We start from the raw sequence: 17,582 nt of genomic DNA on the forward strand, positions 1-17,582 counted from the left end.
TACGCGGCTTGTGCGGGACGCCGGGAACCAGCCAACAACCGCTTGCGCGCGAACCGTTGACGCGCACCCGCCCCTGCCGCATCATCGACGCACCCGCTCGCTGTCATCGATGACATGCGTCAACGATGACATCTCCCGCCGACGCCGGTGACGACGGCACCGGCGGCCTGCTCTTCCACCCGGACCCGTGCGCCCCGCGCGTCACGCTCCGCCGCGGGGCCGACCGCAGCACAGGAGATGTCATGAGCTCGCTACGAGCGGCGCGGCACGCCCGCGCCTGGCTGATCGCGGCGTCACTGTCCGCCTGCGCCCTGACGGCGGCGTCCCTCACCCCGCCGGCGGCCGCCGCCGACGCACCGCCCCACACCGAGACCTACCGCCCCCAGTTCCACTTCACCCCCGAGAAGAACTGGATGAACGACCCCAACGGTCTCCTCTACCACCAAGGCGAATACCACCTCTTCTACCAGTACAACCCGGGCGGCAACTCCTGGGGCGACATGTCCTGGGGCCACGCGGTCAGCACGGACCTCGTGCACTGGAAGGAACTCCCGCTCGCCCTGTCCCACGACGACAAGGAGATGGTGTTCTCCGGCAGCGCGGTGATCGACCGGGACAACACCAGCGGCTTCGGCACCCCGGGCAACCCGCCGATGGTCGCCGTCTACACCAGCGCCTTCAAGGACGGCGGCAAGCAGGCCCAGTCCCTCGCCTACAGCACCGACCGCGGCCGCACCTGGACCAAGTACCAGGGCAATCCCGTACTGGACATCGGCTCCACCGACTTCCGCGACCCCAAGGTCCAGTGGTACGCGCCCACGAAGAGCTGGCTGATGACGGTCGCCCTGCCCGCCGAGCGCAAGGTCCGCTTCTACACCTCCCGCGACCTCAAGGACTGGCGGCAGCTCAGCGAGTTCGGCCCGGCGGGCGCGACCGGCGGCGTCTGGGAATGCCCGGACCTCTTCCCCCTCCCCGTCGACGGCGACCCGCGCAAGGTCAAGTGGGTCCTGGTCACCAACGTCAACCCCGGTGCCGTCGCGGGCGGTTCGGGCACCCAGTACTTCACCGGCGACTTCGACGGCACCCGCTTCACCCCGGACGACGACGGCTCGTACACCCCGCCGCCCGGCACGGCGGTCCAGGACTTCGAGGCCCCCGGATTCGGCGACTGGACCGCCACCGGCACCGCCTTCGGCGGCGGACCCGCCTCCGGCGCGGTCGACGGCCAGCAGACGGTCACCGGCTTCGACGGCAAGGGCCTCGCCAACAGCTTCCACGGCGGCGACGCGAGTACCGGCACCCTCACCTCACCCGCCTTCACCGTCACCACCCCGTACCTCAACTTCAAGGCCGGCGGCGGACGCCACCCGCACGAACCCGGCACCGCCGTGGACCGCGGCCCCACCCCCGAGGGAACCGTCCTCGCCGACTTCGAGGGCGGCACGTACGGCGGCTGGACCGCGACCGGCGACGCCTTCGGCACCGCACCCGCCACCGGCACCCTGCCCGACCAGCAGCAGGTCTCCGGCTGGCTGGGCGACGGCCTGGTCAACACCTACCGGGGCGGCGACGCGGCCACCGGCACGCTCACCTCGCCCGAGTTCACCCTCGACAAGGACCACCTCGACTTCCTCGTGGGCGGCGGCAGCCACCCCGCCACCTCCGCCGGCCGCACCGCCGTCGAACTCGTCGTGGACGGCCGCACGGTACGCACCACCACCGGCCGTGACACCGAAGCGCTCGACTGGGCCTCCTGGGACGTACACGACCTCAGGGGCGAACGGGCCCGCATCCGGATCGTGGACGACAACACCGGCCGCTGGGGGCACCTCAACGTCGACCACGTGATCCTCTCCGACACCCGCGCCCGGTCCCTCACCCAGGAGAGCGCCGTCAACCTCCTCGTCGACGGCGAGGTCGTCCGCAGCGTCACCGGCTCCGACAGCGAGGCGATGGACTGGGCCGCCTTCGACCTGCGCCCGTACCAGGGCCGCACCGCCCGCATCCAACTCGTCGACCGCAACACCGGCGGCTGGGGCCACATCATGGCCGACAGCTTCACGGCGGCCCAGGCACCCGCCCGCTCCGCCGTCGACCGCGCCTCCTGGGTCGACCACGGCAAGGACCACTACGCGGCCGTCACCTGGAACGACGCCCCCGACGGCCGACGGTACATGATCGGCTGGATGGCCGGGCTCGACTACGCCGGAGCCACCCCCACCACCCCCTGGCGCAGCGCCCAGACCGTCCCCCGCCGCCTGACCCTGCGCACCGTCGACGGCCGCCCCCGCCTGACCGCCGAACCGGTACCCGCCCTCGCCACCCTGTGGCGGCAGCCCACGACGCTGTCCGGCATCACCGCCACCGGCACCGCGCGCCTCCTCCCGGTCAAGGGCAAGGCCCTCGACATCGAGGCCACCTTCACCCTCCGCGACGCCGACCGCTTCGGCCTCAAGGTCCGCACCGGCGGCGGCCAGGAGACGATCGTCGGCTACGACCGCACGACCGGCGAGATGTACGTCGACCGCACCCGCTCCGGCGTCACGGACTTCAGCTCCTCCTTCCCCGGCGTCCAGCGCGCACCGCTCAAGCCGCGCGACGGCAAGGTCAGGCTCCGGATACTCGTCGACTGGTCCTCCGTGGAGGTCTACGGCGGCGACGGCGAGGCGACCATCACCGACCTGATCTTCCCCGACCCCACCTCCGACGGCCTCCAACTGTTCGCCGACCACGGCTCGGTGACCCTTGAGCGAGCCAAGGTCCGCCAGGTGGGCTCGTACCGCGAGTGAGGGACCGCGGCCGCGACACCGGGCCGGGGTGAGGTTCCGACCTCCGCCGCCGGCCCAGTGCGCCTACGCGTTCACGGCGCCGAACGGCACTACAGGTACGGCCGCGTGAGCAGCTCGATGGCGTGGCCGGCGGGGTCCTTGAAGTAGACGCCCCGGCCGCCGTGCTCGTCGTTGATCTCGCCGGGGCGCCGCATCTGCGGATCGGCCCAGTGCACGACCCCGTTGTCCTTCAGGCGTCGGTAGGCACGGTCGAACAGCTCGTCGTCGACGAGGAATGCGTAGTGCTGCATCTGGATCTCCACCGGCGGCTCGGCGAACTGCAGCAGCACGCCGTCGGCGAGCTGGATGTTGACGAACGGCCCCCAGGACGGCGCCTCGGGGACCTCCAGCAACTCCCGGAAGAACCGGGCGGATTCCTGGCGGTCCTTGGCGGCGATGATGGTGTGGTTGAACGTTGCGGGCATGGGACTGACCTCATGGTGGGTTCGGGCTCGGACGCGTGGTGACGTACGAGTCCCGGAGGTCCGCGGGCCGAAGCCCGCCGCGCCGTCAGCCGTCCACCGGCTGACCGTCCTGTGCGTGGCGTTGAGCCGATCCGGTGTTCACACGGCTCACGTTATCGGTTCGCCCCGCGTTCGGTCAGCCCCGTCCCTCCAGCAGACCCCTGTGAACCGGGTTCACTGCCCCACTCTCCCGTCGACCCGCTCACGCAGCAGGTCCGCGTGGCCGCAGTGCCGGGCGTACTCCTCGATCCGGTGCACCAACAGCTCCCGGACCGCGATGCCCTCCTTGCCGAGCCGCGTGCCCAGATCCTCGTGTCCGGCCAAGGCGGCGTCGGTCGCGGCCTGTTCACGCTCCAGATCGCGGAAAGCGGCGTCCACCACGGCCTGGTCGCCGACGGCGCCGTCGAAGTCCGCGTCGCGCACGCCGTAGATCTTCGGCAGCGGATCGCCCTCGGTGATCCAGTTGCGCCAGTCCCGCTCCACCTCCGCCAGATGCCGGACGAGTCCCAGCAGCGACATGCTGGACGGCGGGACCGACCGCAGCGCCAGCCCGGCCGGGTCGAGCCCCTCGCACTTCATCCGCAGGGTCAGGCGGTAGTTCGTCAGGAAGTCCTGGAGCGTCGCCAACTCGCCGTCCGGAGACGAGTCTTCGGTATTGCGGGGATCGTCGTCCGGGTCCGTCCACATGTCGGGGTACACGGTCGCCTCGGTCCAACGCGCGGGCTGCTCAGTCATGCGGTGCATGCTCGCCGGTAACCGCCCCTGTGCGCCACCGAGTTGTCGGGGGAACATCACCCGCGCCCCTTCCCCCTGGCCGAGGCCGTCCCCGATGATGTCCGCGTGACCACGCGCGTCAGTACCTTGATCTCGGCTTTCGGCGCACTCGTCAGCGTGCTGCTGTTCGCCGGGGCGGTCGGTGAGTACCGTTCCGGCGCCTCCGTCCTCTGGCCCGTGGTCGGAGCCGTCCTCTTCCTGGGCGCGTCAGCCACGCTCGTACGGGACCTGCGGCGGGCGCGCGGCGACGAGCGGAGGCCGTGAGCGCCCCCTAGCGCGGCGGCATCCCGGTGATCTCCACATCACCGAACAGCTCCAGCATTCGCCCCAACACCCTTACACACGAGTCCACTTCGGCTCCGGTGAGGTCGCCTCCGACCTGGCGGAGCAGCGCGTGCTCCCGGTCGACCGCCGCGCCGATCGCGGTGCGCCCCGCCTCCGTGAGCCGGATCAGCGAGGAGCGCTGGTGCGCGGGGTTGGGGATCGTCTCCGTGAAGCCCTGCGCGGCCGTGTCGTTCACCATGCGCTGCACGAACTGCCGGCTCAGCGACTGGGCCCTGCCGAGCTGCGGCACGGTCATCGGGCCGTGCTCGCGGAGCAGGTCGAGCACCGCCCGGGTGCCGACCGAGAGCCCCTGGGCCGGAGCGTCCTGCTCGATCTTGCGCTGGACACGCCGGTAGAGCGGCCCGACGAGCGCGAACACCTCCATCAGCCGCTCGGGCAACTCCTCGGGCGAAAGGGGACGGTCGTCCGGCATCTCGGTCACCCGTCCATCATGACACCTTGGTTGCCATCCTCCGCGAGACATGACACCTTGGTTGTCATGATGAAGGATCTGCCCACGGCACCGCCCGTCCAGACCTACGACTCCGGCGACGGCCCGCTCGCCTACCTCGACACCGGCCCCCGCACCGCCCGGCCACTGGTGCTGCTGCACACCGGATTCACCGACCACACCCAGTTCGCCGGCCTGGTCCCGGCCCTCGCCCGAAGGCACAGGGTGATCGCCCCGGACACCCGGGGCCACGGCCGCTCCGCCAACGCGAGCAGGCCGTTCCGCCAGACCGACGACCTGGCCGCGCTCCTGCGCCATCTCGACCTCGGCGAGCGGGCCGTCCTCGTCGGCGTCTCCATGGGCGCGCTGATCGCCCTCGACACCGTCCTGGAACACCCCGATCTGGTCCGCGCCCTGGTCGTCAGCGGCCGCGGACTGCGCGAACCCGACCTCGGTGACCCCTGGTCCTCGGCCCTCCAGCGGGCCCAGGAGAACGCGCTGCGCTCCGGCGACATCCCGGCCTGGCTGGACGCCTTCGCCCAGTGGATACCGGGCCCCGCCCGCACGCTCGCCGACATGGACGAGGACCTCGTACGGCAGGTGCGGGAGAGCGCCCTGCGCACCCTGATGAAACACACCCCGGACGAGCCCGACCACCTTGTCCCCGTCCCGGACGCCGCCGCCCGCGCGAAGGAGATCACCGTCCCGGTCCTCGCGGTCAACGGCGCGCTCGACGCCCCCGGCCTGCTGGCCACCGTGGACGCCCTGGCCGCCGAGGTGCCCGACGGCCGCACGGCCACGATCGACGGCGTCGGGCACTACGTCACGATGGAGGCGCCGGAGGAGTTCGCCGCCCTGCTGGAGGAATTCCTGCTCGAGATCGACGCCATGGACGGGGACAAGGACGGGGACAGGGGCAGGGACGGACGGCAAGCGACGCAGTAACGATGCGGCTGGCGTCGCCTGCCCGGCCGCTGTTCACTTGAGCGGCAGCCGCACGCGACCGATTGGGGCAGGGCGATGGCCGAGCGACCCTCACTCACCCCGACGCGACCGGGGCCCGCGAACGCACGGGCGGTCGCGGTGGCCCCCCGCCCGGGGCTGCGCGGCAGGCTCGGTGACGCTCTCTTCCGCGGGGTCGCCGGCCCCGGGGGACTCGACAGCAGGCGGCGCGTCCACGGCACGCCGGGCCCCCGCTGGTTCGCCGCCGACCGCCCGATCCGCGTCGTCCACGGCGACGCCTCCATGTTCCCCGGGGGCCTGAGCGCCCTGCTCCTGCAGTCCCTGCACCCCCTGGCGATGACGGCCGTGGCCGACCATTCCGACTACCGCAACGACCCCTGGGGCCGCCTCGCCCGTACCAGCACGTTCCTCGCCTACACCACCTACGGCGCCGCGGACGACGCCCAGCGCGCCGTGGACCGGGTCCGGGCCGTCCACCAGCGCATCCGGGGCCGCACGGCCGAGGGCGAGCCCTACCACGCCGCCGACCCGCACCTGCTGGCCTGGGTGCACAGCGCCGAGGCGTACTGCTTCCTCACCGCCCACCAGCGTTACGGCAAACGCCCGTTGGACCCCGCGGGCTGTGACGCCTACGTCGCCGACATGGCCAGGGTCGCCACCGCCCTCGGCATCGAGAACCCTCCGGGCACGCTGGCGGAACTCCACGAGCGGCTCGACTCCTACCGCCCCGAACTGCGTATCACCCCGCAGACCCGCGAGGCCGTGCGCTACATCCTCCTGCGCCCGCCCATCCCGGCCCCGGTCCTTCCCCCGTACCTCGTCCTCGGCGCGGCGGCCGTGTCCCTGCTCCCCGACTGGTCCCGCGAACGCCTGCGGCTCCCGGTGCTGCCCCGTGCCGAACGCTGGTGCGTGGCCCCGGCCGGCGAGGCGGTGACGGCACTGATCCGCTGGCTGATGCCCCCGCCGCCGGTGCCCCGCGCCTGAACTCCCCGACCGGCCCAGACCGCCCCAGACGGACCGTTCGCCGTGCGCGAGTGACTCGACGTGCCGCCACAGTTCGTCACGCACCTCCGCCGGGTCGTCGTCGGCGCCGATCGGGTACGTGGTGGGGCGGGGGCGGCGGTCGTGCCAGAACAGGCCGTCGCTGTGCGTGGCCTCGGGGGACGAGCCGAGCCAGACGATGGTGTCGGCGCCCTGCGCCGGTGTGCGGATGATCGGCCAGGTCACCGCACGGAAGACCGGCATCCAGGTGCGGACGCCCTTGGTGTCCGCCCACCCCGGATGCATGGCGTGCACATGCACCCCCTGCTCCGCCAGCCGCTCGGCCCACTGCTCGGTGATGACGAGCTGTGCGCGCTTGCTCCGGGCGTAGAACTTCTTCGGACTGTACGACGAATCCTCGGACTCCGGATCACCCGGCGAGAGCTGTTGACTGTACTGTCCGCCCGACGTCACGTTGACGACGACGGACGGCGCCGCGCGTGTGAGCAGTGGTGTCAGCTCCTCGATCAGCACCGACGGCGCCAGCACATGCGTGGCGAACGTCAGCTCGACCCCGTCCACGCTGTACTCCCGCTCGTCCGGCATCACCCCGGCGTTGTTGACCAGCACGTCGAGCCGGTCCTCCTGCTCCCGGAACCGGGTGGTGAAGTCCCGCAGCGCGGCCAGGCTGCTCACGTCGCACGCGACGGCCCGTACGTCGACGTCGTCACCGGCCTGCTCCCGGGTGAGCGCGGCGGCCTCCTCCGCCCGTTCCTCCGTACGGCCCAGAACCCGTACCGAGGCCCCCAGCCGGGCGAAGCCGACGGCGGCGGCGAGGCCCACACCCGAACCGGCGCCGGTGACCAGGACGACCTTGCCGTCCATCCGTCCGGGCCCCTCCGGCCAGCCGGGCAGCGCCCGCCGCACGGCGAGTCCGGGCCATCCGTAACCGAGGACGACGGAACGGTCGAGGGCGGTGTCGATCAGCGAAGTGACGCTCATGGCATCCGCAGTACCCGCACTCACCGGCCTGACACGCCCCGGCGCCCCTCCCCGCACACGGGAAGGGGCGCCGGAGGGAGGTGACTCAGGCCTTGTCCTGCATGCCGCGACGGGCCGGATTACCCTGCTCGTCCGCCTTGGGGTCCTTCTCGTCGGCCTTGGCGCGCACGCCCTCGGCGATGCGCTGGCCGATCTTCGGATCGATGGTCGACCAGTACTGGAAGGCGCGTTCCAGGACGGGCTCGGTGACGCCGTTCAGCAGATGCCCGACGACATTGTCGACCAGACGGTCGCGGGCGTCGTCGTCCATGATCTCCCGCACCAGGGTGCCGGCCTGCCCCCAGTCGTCGTCCTCGGCGTGCTGGACGTAGGCGCTGCGGGTGATCGCACCGTCGGCCTCCCAGCTGGGCGGGCTGCCGAAGCGCGCGGTGTCGGCCGCCGGCCCGCCCTTGGAGTTGGGGGCGTAGACCGGGTCGCTGGTCCTGCGGTAGGCCATCGCGCCGTCCTTGGAGTACGTGTGCACGTCCACGACGGGGGCGTTGACCGGGAGCTGCGCGTAGTTGGCGCCGATACGGTGCCGGTGGGCGTCGGCGTACGAGAAGAGCCGCGCCAGCAGCATGCGGTCGGGGCTGGGGCCGATGCCCGGCACCAGGTTGTTCGGCTGGAAGGCGAGCTGCTCGATCTCGGCGTGGTTGTCGGTGGGGTTGCGGTCCAGCGTCATCCGGCCGACCTCGATCAGCGGGTAGTCGCTGTGCGGCCACACCTTGGTGAGGTCGAACGGGTTGAACCGGTACCCGGCGGCGTCCTCGTACGGCATGACCTGCACATACATGGTCCAGCTCGGGTGTTCGCCGTCGCGGATGTGCTCGAAGAGGTCACGGGTGTGGTAATCCGTGTCGACCGCGGCCATCTGGTCGGCCTCGTTCTGCGTGAAGAACTCGATGCCCTGGTCCGTCTTGAAGTGGTACTTGACCCAGAACCGCTCCCCGGCCTCGTTGATCCACATGTACGTGTGGGAGGTGTAGCCGTTCATGTGGCGCCAGGTGCGCGGGACGCCCCGGTCGCCCATGAGCCAGGTGACCTGGTGGGCGGACTCGGGGGAGAGGGTCCAGAAGTCCCACTGCATGTCATGGTCACGCAGGTTGTTGTCGGCCCGGCGTTTCTGGGACCGGATGAAGTGCTGGAACTTCATCGGGTCCTTGATGAAGAACACGGGCGTGTTGTTGCCGACCATGTCGTAGTTGCCCTCGCTGGTGTAGAACTTCACCGCGAAGCCGCGAGGGTCACGCCAGGTGTCCGGGCTGCCGCGCTCCCCGGCGACGGTGGAGAAACGGGCGACGAGATCGGTACGGGTGCCGGGCTGGAACACGGCGGCCTTGGTGTAGCCGCTGACATCGCCGGTCACCTCGAACCGCCCGAAGGCCCCGCTGCCCTTGGCATGCGGCTGCCGCTCCGGAATCCGCTCCCGGTTGAACTGCGCCATCTGCTCGATGAGGTAGGCGTCCTGCAGCAGCACCGGCCCGGCGGGACCGACGGTCAGCGAGTGCTCGTCGCTCTCGACGGGGGCACCGGAGTCTGTGGTGGTGTAAGGGGTGTCGGTCATACCTGCTCGCTGGTCCTTTCCGCACATCTGCCGCGCCGCCCCCGTGTGTGCCCGGGGGCGCACGGGCCCAGGGTTACCGGGTGACCGGGGTCGGGGGGCGGCAAACGTGGGCGGGGAGAGGATGACCGGGGCGGGTGACGGGAGGGGCCGCCGGGCTGCGGGCGGGGCGGGGCCGTCGGCGCGGGGCGGCGCGACATGCCGGTTCGGCACGTTCAGGGCAGGGACCGGAGGTCGGTGCGCGTACATCTTGGTGCCGTACATGGTGCCCGTACACGGGGAGAAGCCCCGGCGGGCCGGGGTGGTCCCGGTCCGCCGGAGCGTGTCGTCACCAGGTGCGGCGGTGAGGGGTCAGCGGGTGTAGGTGGTCCGCTTCTCCTTCAGGGAGGCGCAGTTGGAGCCGGAGACCTGGACGTACACGTTCTTGATGTGGCCGCCCCAGTCGACGCAGTGACCCTTGCCGTAGACGTAGGTGGGACCGGCGTAGGAGGTGAAGTCGCCGTAGTCGTCGTCGCCCTGCTCGGTGTCGACGATGTACAGCCAGGCGGACATCGAGGTCGCGGTGCCGGGGCTGTTGCGGATGGTGGTGACGCAGTTCTTCCCGTTGGTGGCGTTGTAGGTCAGGTAGACGGTGCCGAGACTGCCGATGGCGGCCGAGTTGACGGTGCGGTAGCTGCTGCCGCACACCTTCTGCGGGGTGGTGTTGGGCGCGGCCGACGCCGGCACCGCCATGGCGGTGGTGGCGGCCAGCGCGAGGGCGGCCAGAGCGCCGATGCCGAGGGCTGTACGGTTGGATCGCATTGTTCCCCCTGTATGGCTGTTGGAGCTTGTTGCTCCTGTCTGGTGTGACTGGCCGCCTGTCCGGATGGTTGTACCGCTCGTCGGGAAATTCTCGGCCGCACGCGGACCGGCCGCCCCGTCAGTGGTCGGCGGTGGCCCACGGGTCGACCTCGCAGTGGTCGATCTGCTCCAGGTCCCAGCTCCGGGCAGCGGGTATCCGAAGGGTCGCCGTGTCCTCGGCGGGCACCTTCACCTGCTCGGACACGTCGTGCAGGACGAGGCCGCGTTCGTCGTGGAAGGTGACCTCCACACTGAACACGCCCTCGCTCCGGTTCGGATTGCTGACCTCGACGGTCGTGTACGGCTTCAGGGCGGTCACGCAGTGGATGAGCACAGCGCTGCCGTCCGCGAGCGCCTGGGCCTTGCCTCCCGAGGATGTCGTCGGCGTGGAGCGGACACCGGGCCGGTAACGGTACGAACCGCTGCCGCCGGAGGAATCGCCGTACGGGTCGACGTCCTCCGGAGCGATGTCGAACGGATCGTCGCCCGAGGTGTCGTCGACACTGGAGGACGAGGAACTGTCGTGATCCTGATGGGAGTTGCTGCACCCGCCCCCGCCGCCCCCGTGACTGCTCCCACTTCCGTGGCCGCGGCCCGAGGAGAAGCCGGTCAGCGCCAGCACCGCCATCGCCGATACCGCCGTGAATCTGAGCCTGCGCCGCGACGTGAACATACCGTCACCCTACCCAGCGTTCTTCATCGCCCGTGCGCGGTCGACCGCCGGGGCGATCGCCTCCGGAACCGCGCCAGAACCGCTGGTCACGCGGCCCGAGTCGCGCTCTCGGACCGGCTGACCGGAGGACGACGTCCAGGACCCGGTCGGGTTCCGCGGCGTAACAGTTGCTGAACCAGGCCATGTTCGCCTCGACGACCGCCCACCGCTTCTCCGCGGGCCGCTCGGGTGTGGTCAGGCGCCCGACGTCCACCACCACCGCGCTGGGCAGAGTGTCGCCGCAGCCGGCCAGGAGTCCCCGCGCGAACTCCAGGACGGCGTGCTCGTCCCGGTGTCCGCGCAGCGGATGGGCGTCGAGGCGGCCGTAGGTGGCGTACTGCGACCCTGTGCGGACCTCACCGTCCAGCACGAACAGCCTGAACTCCGCCGCCCAGGACACCGTCTCGCTGATTTGCACCGGTATGTCCGGCGCCAACTCCGGCCCCACGGGCAGCCTGTTGCCGTCGCTGTAGACGGCGGCCGGGAAGCACTTGTCGCGCGGCGGCTTGACGAACGCCGGACGCGTCAGGGCACGGGCCTGCTCCAGGGTCGCCATGGTGATCCGCCGTCCGGTCCAGGTGCGCGGCAGCGCGACCAGCCAGTCGTCGACGGGCTCCAGCAGCGCCACACCAAGGGCGCCGACGACCCGTTCGGCGAAGCCGGGCCCGCCGTAGTAGTGGGCGCTCCGAGAATCGGCGACGGAGGGCGGGGCACCCTGCGGGGACAGGGCTTCCACCTCCATGCCCCGCCGTCGTGCCGCCGCCGAGAGCAGTTCGGAGGTCGTGGTGTACTGCGGCGCCAGCGCCAGGAAGCCGTGCGGTGTCATGAACTCAGGCTTCCAGGACCGCCGGCTCCAGCAGCGACAGCGTCCGGTTGTCCGCGTCCACCTCCGCGCGGACGCCGAGGGGCAGCGGCAGGTTCGGCGAGGTGTGGCCGAAGTCGACCTGCGCCAGGACCGGGATGTCACGCTCGGCCAGCACATCGAGCACGACATCGCGCAGATCGGCACGACCGGCGCCGTCCTCGTGGGGCGTCACCTCGGTCGGGATGCCGACGACCATGCCCGCGATCCGGTCCAGCACCCCGGACAGCCGCAGGACGTGCAGGTCGTTCCAGATCCGCGAGACCGGCCGGTTCAGCTCCTCCCAGAACAGCACGGCGCCGTCGAACCGCTCGGGTTCCGGCGCGAACGGCGTCGACTGCAGCATGATCAGCCGGTTCAGCAGCCCGCCGTACAGCGGCCCCTCCGCGCGGCCCGGCCGCCAGCTCTCCCATACACCGTGCGCCGGGAGCGCCCCCGGCGCCTCGGCCTTCGTGAGCACACGGGTGTAGAGGTCGACGAGCTCCGCCCGGCGGGCCTCGTCGCCCAGCGTGTACCAGTCGCCGCCGAAACCGTGGGTGGCGATGTCGGCGTGGATGCCGACCAGACCGGTCCGCGCGTGCAACGCCATGTGCAGCAGCGAGATGTCGCTGTAGCCGACGATCGGCTTCGGATCGGCCCGGATCGCGTCGAGGTCGATCAGGTCGAGATAGCCGATGGTCGCCTGCCCGCCGGTGTGCGCGACGACGGCCCGCACCTCCGGGTCCCGGAGCAGACCATTGAGTTCGGCGGCCTGCTCCGCCGGAGTCCCCGACGCCCACCAGCGCTGCCGCGCCGGGTCGACCATCGGGCTGACCCGCACGCGGAACCCCATTCGCTCCAGGATCGCCACACCCCGTGCGAGCAGCGGTTCCTCACCCGGCGCGAGCGCGCCCGAGGGCGCGGTGACAACCACCAGGTCACCGGGACGCAGCGCGCGGGGCCGAAGAGTCGCAGGCATGAGGGTCTCCTCCTTGTTGATCGACAGTGGCGGAGAACACGGCTCGTATCGCCGTTATTTCCGCCTCACCATCGTGATGAGGGCGTCGGCTCCGGTCGTACGCGCGCCCGTCGGCGCCCTGACGGCGGGCCCAGCCACGGAACTCGCCGCACCGCGCGGCATGATGTCCCCCGTGACGAACAGCCCGGACCCGCACCCCGCCCGGATACCCGGATACGAAGGCGGCCCCCTCACCCACCGGACCGCCCTCCTGGACGAGCCCCTGTTCTGGCTGGGGCACCTCTCCTCGTGCGCCCAGGGCGGAGAGGCCGAAGAGCTGCTGTTCGGCGCGGACTACGACGCGGCCGGCGACTTCCAGCGACGCCTGTGGGAACGGGCCGAGTGGCCGACGTTCACCGTCCCCCTCACCGACGGCCACCGCGTCCACATCGTCTACCGCACCCTCGCCGACGACACCGGCATCGACTACCTCCTCCACCACCCCGACTGGGACCGGGCCGAGCCGCTCGCCCGGGACGACGGGCACTTCATGGGACCGGGCCTGTCCTGGCCCGAGCTGGTGGCGGCCGTGGACAACGCGCTGCCCGGCGGCAGCACCACCGACCCCGCCGCCCGCCTCCTGCTGCCCGCGTTCGGTGACGACGAGGTACCCGACGATGCCGCAGACCGCCTGACGGCCGCGCTCCGCGCCCGCACCGGCGTGGAAGACCCTGAGCCCCTCGCCGCCGCTCTCCTGGAGGACCAAGGGGCTCCGGGCCCGGCACGCTGGACGGCCTCCGGGCTCGGCTTCGCCGTCAACGACGGCGAGTACTCCTTCCGCAACCCCGCCAACCGCTTCGCACTGCCTGCCGATCGCCTGGCCCGAGTGGCGGCCGCGCTGAAGCCGTGACCGTCGCCTCGGGACGTCGTGCGGCCGTCTGAAATCGGCGGCCCCGGCTACCTCCGCACTCGTCGGCCCCGGCTACCTCCGCGTCCGCCACGCCCACACCGACGCCGTACCCACGGCGAAGGCGGCGACGGTGACGACCCAGGCCACCACGTCCGGGGCCGCCCATCCCCACAGCGGGACGGAAGCGCTGTCCACCAGCGCGATGAGCACCACAGCCCCGGACGTGAGCGCCACACTCCGCCCGCTGCTCCACCCGTTCGCGCGCAGCGCCCAGCCGAGCCCGTGGCCCACCGCGAGCGCCAGGACGGCCGATACGGTGCGGGCCACCCCTCCTTCGCCGGACGCGACCGACTCGAACAGGAAGCCCGACAGGGCGGCGGCGCCGGCCACCAGTAGCGGGACGAGCAACGACCGTACGGCGAGCGGCAGTTCACCTCCTGCGAAGCCCGCCACGAGGGCCACCCCCGCCGAGATCAGTACGGCGCCGACGAGCCAGTCGGTCGGCCACAGCCCGGCGAAACCGTCCGTGACGGGCTCGTGCAGGAGGAAGGACGCCAGCAGCAGCGCGGCCGGCACCCCGCCCACCACCAGTACTGCTGTCCCGGTCCGGCCCCGGCGCCCGACCGCCCAGGCCGATACGGCCAGCACGGCGGCGAACAGGGCGGTGCCCCACCACGTGTAGCCGGTGGTGAGGGTGTCCGAGCCGGGACGCACGGGCACGACCGCGCGGGGGTCCCCCGGCAGGAGCGCGAGTTGAGCGGCGGCGACGAGAACGGCCGCCCCCGGAACCAGCACCGCGAGCGGGACGCGGGACAGCGAAGGGGCGGTGCCGTTCATGCGGTCCTCCGGACGACAAGGGGGCCCGAGTGAACCACAGCGGAAGGCACGTGAACAGGGCGATTCCTCCGAGCCGCCGCTCAGGCGGAGCCCGCATCGTCATCGAGAAGAGACGCGTCGCACACCAGAGCGCGCGCGGCGGCGGCGAAGTACTCCTCGTCGGCATCGGGAGCCAGGCCGAGGGGGACACCTTGGCCGAGACCGACGAGCAGCGCCCTGAGCGCGGTCGTCAGACGCTCTGCGTGACGGGACGTCACAACACGCTTTTTGTACGGCCGTCCGGTGAACAGCGCGACCAGATGCTGTTCCTGCGCGCGGACGGACGCGGCGAGCTGAGACCCCAACTCCGGGTCGTGCAGGGCCATGTCGAGCAGGGTGATCTGGAGCGACAGACGAGGCAACGCTTCGGGACCGTCGCAACCGCGCCGGTAGTACCGGGCGAAGGCGCCGACCGCTTCCAGCAGATCCAGTCCGGCGGGGACCGCCTCCTCGACCTCCTCGTAGTACGGCCGCAGGTAGTCGGCCACCAGGGCGACCACCAGGCCGTTCTTGCTCCCGAACAGCGAGTAGACGGCGCCCGTGGTCAGTCCCGCGCGCTCGGCGATCTCATCGAGCCTGGCCCGGTACCCGTCCCGCGAGACGACCTGGAACGCGGCGTCCAGCAGGGCCCGGCGATTGCGTTCCTTGGTCTGCGCTCGTGTCATTCTCATAACCTCGTTATTCCCGTAATCTCGTTACGGAAGCAGTCGGGACGAGCTTCAAGGGGGATGCTCATGAACCGAGTTGTGACATCGAGGGTGACCCGCCACACGGCAGGCGTCATCGCCGACGGCGCCTTCAAGACCGTGCTCGCCGCTGTCTGTCTCGCCGGTGCCGCCCCGCTCGGCCGGTCACTCGGCACACCGGTCTGGCTGATGGTCGCCGCGGGTATGGCCCTGCTGACCGGCGGCGGCATCGAGATCGCGTACACGCGCAGCCGCTCGCCGCGCACGTACACGCGGCTCATGATCGCCTACGACACCGGCTGGGTGCTGACGGCCCTGACCGGGTTCCTGTTGGCGCGGCAGGGCAACAGCGCCGGGGGCGAAGTCTACATGGGGTACCAGACCGCCGCCCCGCTCGCCTTCGCCGCTCTGCTGGTCGCCGCGACCCCCGTGGGCACGACTGACTCGCACCACTCACGGGAGCTGCTGTGAATGCCGGAGTCCTCATCACCCTGGCCGCCCTCTCGCCGGTCGTCGTGCCGCTGTGGGGTGTCGCGGCCGGGCTGATCGGCTTCCGTATCGGCCGACGGGCGGAGTCGGCGCGCCTGGGCTGGCTCTTCTTCCTCGTCGTGGGACTGCTCCCGGCCGGGGCGGTGTTCGCCCTGCTCGGCCTGACCCCGCTGGTCTTCGTCGTGGGAATCGTCGCGGGCCTGATCGCCCTCCTGCTGATCCTGGACCGGTTCGGCGACCAGACCTCCGCCATGGACCCCGAAGTACGCGACGAATAGCCCGAGTTGCACAGCGCTCCAGCGCTCTCCCGCGCTGCCGGAAAATCGGGGCGCGACCCGTCCGTACCGTGTGATGATCTTGCCGACACGCCGTGTCTGTCGGTGCGTCAGTCGCGTCACCACACCCTTGGGGGGTAGCAATGAGCAAGCTTTCCGCCGCACGTCCGGTACGGCTCAGATCGGGCGCCGCCGCCGCGGCGGCCCTCGGTCTGCTGACCGTCGGCCTCGCCGCGCCCGCGTTCGCCGCGGACGAGCCGCAGACCGACCAGCTGTGGGTCCATGAGCCGTACGAGCGGACCGTGCCGCTCGGCATCGACGGGGAGCAGCCCGAGTCCCGCACGCTCGGGGTCGGCCTCTACCACGACAACACCAACTTCACGGTGACCGACGGCAAGCTCACCGTCGACATCTCCGGTCTCGCCGGGGTCGCCGAGGTGGCGTGGCCTGACAACTGCGCGCCGAGCGGTACGCGGGCGGTGTGCGACGTCCCCGTGGTGCCCGTGATCGGGGGCGACTTCGAGGACCAGGTGCCCCTCCAGGTGCGCGCGGCCGACGGCGCCGAGGCGGGCGCTCAGGGCAGGATCACCTACGAGGCGACCGCCACCGGCGGCCCCGACGGCACGCTCACCGCGCCGCACGACAGCTTCGAGACCACGGTCACCGTCGGTAGCGGCCCGGACCTGGCCATCGCCCCGATACCGGGCATCGAGCAGGGCCGGCCCGGCGACGAGCGGACCATCCCGTTCAAGGTCACCAACAACGGCAACGAGAGCGCGCACGGATTCACCGTCAAGCTGACCGCCTCGTACGGCCTGACGGACCTGACCCGGTACAGCGCCTGCACCTACACCACCGCCGACGGCGACGACTACGCGCCGATGAAGCACGTGCTCTGCACGTTCGACCGGACGCTGGCGCCGGGGGAGTCCTTCGAGCTGCCCGCTCCGCTGACGGTCCGGCTCGCTCCGCAGGCGCTGAGCGAGCGGCTCGACATCGACGTCGAGCCGGCCGGCGGTGCCGAGGACATCGACTCCCGCAACGGCTACGAGGTCGTGCAGCTCGGTGCCGAGAACACCGCGGACTTCTCCGTGACCGGTGACGCCGTCTCGGGCGGCGCGGGTGACACGGCCACCGTGGACCTCACCTTCAAGAACAACGGCCCGGCCTGGCTCGGCAACCTCGGCTCGGGTGACCCGGTCGCCCAGGTGCGGTTCGTCGTGCCCGACGGCACCAAGGTCACCGGCGTGCCGGACGGCTGCTACCCGCGCACGCTGGACGGCCGCTACTACCCGCAGCAGACCGGCGCCCCGCGCTACGACTGCGAGCTGCCCTACTGGGTGCTGGAGGACACGCGGCGCACCTTCACCTTCTCCGTGCGCATCGACACCGTGGTGCCCGGAGCGACCGGCGCCGTGAGCATCCACCCGCCCTACGGTGAGCGCCCGCTCGGCTTCGACCCGGACCTCACGAACAACACGGCCACCCTGGCCGTGAACTGACCATCCGGGGGTGGGGGGGCGGCCCCCCCCCCGCCCCCGCCCCCCCCCCCCCCCCCCCCCCCCCGGGCCCCCGCCCCCGCCCGGCCCCCGCGCACGCACGGGGACC

18 protein-coding genes and 1 pseudogene are annotated in these 17,582 nt (G+C 71.6%); 8 read left to right on the forward strand and 11 right to left on the reverse strand.

The features are described 5' to 3' along the window. Positions 1-242 precede the first annotated feature (242 nt). Positions 243-2,789 carry a GH32 C-terminal domain-containing protein gene (locus ABZ898_RS12165; protein WP_361656241.1) on the forward strand — a complete coding sequence of 849 codons (2,547 nt, stop codon included), beginning with the start codon at positions 243-245 and terminating at the stop codon, positions 2,787-2,789. 89 nt (positions 2,790-2,878) lie between these two features. On the opposite strand, the gene ABZ898_RS12170 is transcribed toward ABZ898_RS12165, so the two are convergent. Beyond that, a complete protein-coding gene (locus tag ABZ898_RS12170) occupies positions 2,879-3,253 on the reverse strand; it encodes a VOC family protein (protein WP_361656243.1) in 375 nt (124 codons plus the stop codon). A gap of 213 nt (positions 3,254-3,466) precedes the next feature. Next, positions 3,467-4,036, reverse strand: a complete 570-nt coding sequence (locus ABZ898_RS12175; RefSeq protein ID WP_361656246.1) for a DinB family protein — start codon at positions 4,034-4,036, stop codon at positions 3,467-3,469. 96 nt (positions 4,037-4,132) lie between these two features. Here ABZ898_RS12175 and ABZ898_RS12180 point away from each other — a divergent pair, with 96 nt between their 5' ends. Beyond that, the gene (locus tag ABZ898_RS12180; protein ID WP_361656248.1) at positions 4,133-4,330 is read left to right on the forward strand and encodes a hypothetical protein; all 198 of its coding nucleotides are present in this window, start codon (positions 4,133-4,135) and stop codon (positions 4,328-4,330) included. Between the two features lie 7 nt (positions 4,331-4,337). On the opposite strand, the gene ABZ898_RS12185 is transcribed toward ABZ898_RS12180, so the two are convergent. After that, positions 4,338-4,823: a MarR family transcriptional regulator gene (locus ABZ898_RS12185; RefSeq protein WP_361656314.1), complete on the reverse strand. Its 486-nt coding sequence runs from the start codon at positions 4,821-4,823 to the stop codon at positions 4,338-4,340. A gap of 69 nt (positions 4,824-4,892) precedes the next feature. Between ABZ898_RS12185 and ABZ898_RS12190 the strand changes: the two genes are divergently transcribed. Together ABZ898_RS12190 and ABZ898_RS12195 are read left to right on the forward strand one after the other, a co-directional pair. Beyond that, entirely contained in the window at positions 4,893-5,786 is an 894-nt protein-coding gene (locus tag ABZ898_RS12190) for an alpha/beta hydrolase (RefSeq protein ID WP_361656317.1), read from the forward strand. A gap of 138 nt (positions 5,787-5,924) precedes the next feature. Beyond that, positions 5,925-6,788 carry an oxygenase MpaB family protein gene (locus tag ABZ898_RS12195; RefSeq protein ID WP_361656251.1) on the forward strand — a complete coding sequence of 288 codons (864 nt, stop codon included), beginning with the start codon at positions 5,925-5,927 and terminating at the stop codon, positions 6,786-6,788. 279 nt (positions 6,789-7,067) lie between these two features. Here the strand turns inward: ABZ898_RS12195 and ABZ898_RS12200 are convergent. The 6 genes and pseudogenes from ABZ898_RS12200 to ABZ898_RS12225 form a co-directional block, all read right to left on the reverse strand. Further along, a pseudogene (locus ABZ898_RS12200) lies at positions 7,068-7,787 on the reverse strand (SDR family NAD(P)-dependent oxidoreductase); the annotation flags it as partial. Positions 7,788-7,872: 85 nt separating this feature from the next. Continuing rightward, positions 7,873-9,390 carry a catalase gene (locus tag ABZ898_RS12205; RefSeq protein WP_361656253.1) on the reverse strand — a complete coding sequence of 506 codons (1,518 nt, stop codon included), beginning with the start codon at positions 9,388-9,390 and terminating at the stop codon, positions 7,873-7,875. A 348-nt stretch (positions 9,391-9,738) separates the two neighbouring features. After that, positions 9,739-10,188: a spore-associated protein gene (locus tag ABZ898_RS12210; protein ID WP_361656256.1), complete on the reverse strand. Its 450-nt coding sequence runs from the start codon at positions 10,186-10,188 to the stop codon at positions 9,739-9,741. A 118-nt stretch (positions 10,189-10,306) separates the two neighbouring features. Beyond that, positions 10,307-10,900: a hypothetical protein gene (locus ABZ898_RS12215; protein ID WP_361656259.1), complete on the reverse strand. Its 594-nt coding sequence runs from the start codon at positions 10,898-10,900 to the stop codon at positions 10,307-10,309. Between the two features lie 4 nt (positions 10,901-10,904). Then, entirely contained in the window at positions 10,905-11,765 is an 861-nt protein-coding gene (locus tag ABZ898_RS12220) for an ATP-grasp domain-containing protein (protein ID WP_361656262.1), read from the reverse strand. A gap of 4 nt (positions 11,766-11,769) precedes the next feature. Further along, positions 11,770-12,759, reverse strand: coding sequence for a S66 peptidase family protein (locus tag ABZ898_RS12225; protein ID WP_361656264.1), 990 nt, complete (start codon positions 12,757-12,759; stop codon positions 11,770-11,772). 172 nt (positions 12,760-12,931) lie between these two features. On the opposite strand from ABZ898_RS12225, the gene ABZ898_RS12230 reads away from it, so the two are divergent. Then, entirely contained in the window at positions 12,932-13,648 is a 717-nt protein-coding gene (locus tag ABZ898_RS12230) for a hypothetical protein (protein ID WP_361656267.1), read from the forward strand. Positions 13,649-13,720: 72 nt separating this feature from the next. On the opposite strand, the gene ABZ898_RS12235 is transcribed toward ABZ898_RS12230, so the two are convergent. After that, entirely contained in the window at positions 13,721-14,485 is a 765-nt protein-coding gene (locus ABZ898_RS12235; protein ID WP_361656269.1) for a hypothetical protein, read from the reverse strand. Between the two features lie 80 nt (positions 14,486-14,565). After that, positions 14,566-15,189 (reverse strand): TetR/AcrR family transcriptional regulator, encoded by a 624-nt coding sequence (locus ABZ898_RS12240; RefSeq protein ID WP_361656272.1) that lies wholly within the window; start codon positions 15,187-15,189, stop codon positions 14,566-14,568. A gap of 69 nt (positions 15,190-15,258) precedes the next feature. Here ABZ898_RS12240 and ABZ898_RS12245 point away from each other — a divergent pair, with 69 nt between their 5' ends. The 3 genes from ABZ898_RS12245 to ABZ898_RS12255 all read left to right on the forward strand — a co-directional run bounded on the left by ABZ898_RS12245 (position 15,259) and on the right by ABZ898_RS12255 (position 17,476). After that, on the forward strand, positions 15,259-15,681 hold the full coding sequence (locus tag ABZ898_RS12245) for a hypothetical protein (protein ID WP_361656274.1): 423 nt from the start codon (positions 15,259-15,261) through the stop codon (positions 15,679-15,681). After that, on the forward strand, positions 15,678-15,977 hold the full coding sequence (locus tag ABZ898_RS12250) for a hypothetical protein (RefSeq protein WP_361656277.1): 300 nt from the start codon (positions 15,678-15,680) through the stop codon (positions 15,975-15,977). Before ABZ898_RS12245 ends, ABZ898_RS12250 begins: the two co-directional genes overlap by 4 nt. 140 nt (positions 15,978-16,117) lie before the next feature. After that, positions 16,118-17,476 (forward strand): hypothetical protein, encoded by a 1,359-nt coding sequence (locus tag ABZ898_RS12255; RefSeq protein ID WP_361656279.1) that lies wholly within the window; start codon positions 16,118-16,120, stop codon positions 17,474-17,476. Positions 17,477-17,582 lie beyond the last annotated feature (106 nt).

This window comes from Streptomyces sp. NPDC046860 (genome assembly GCF_040645115.1).
Classification (GTDB): Bacteria; Actinomycetota; Actinomycetes; order Streptomycetales; family Streptomycetaceae; genus Streptomyces.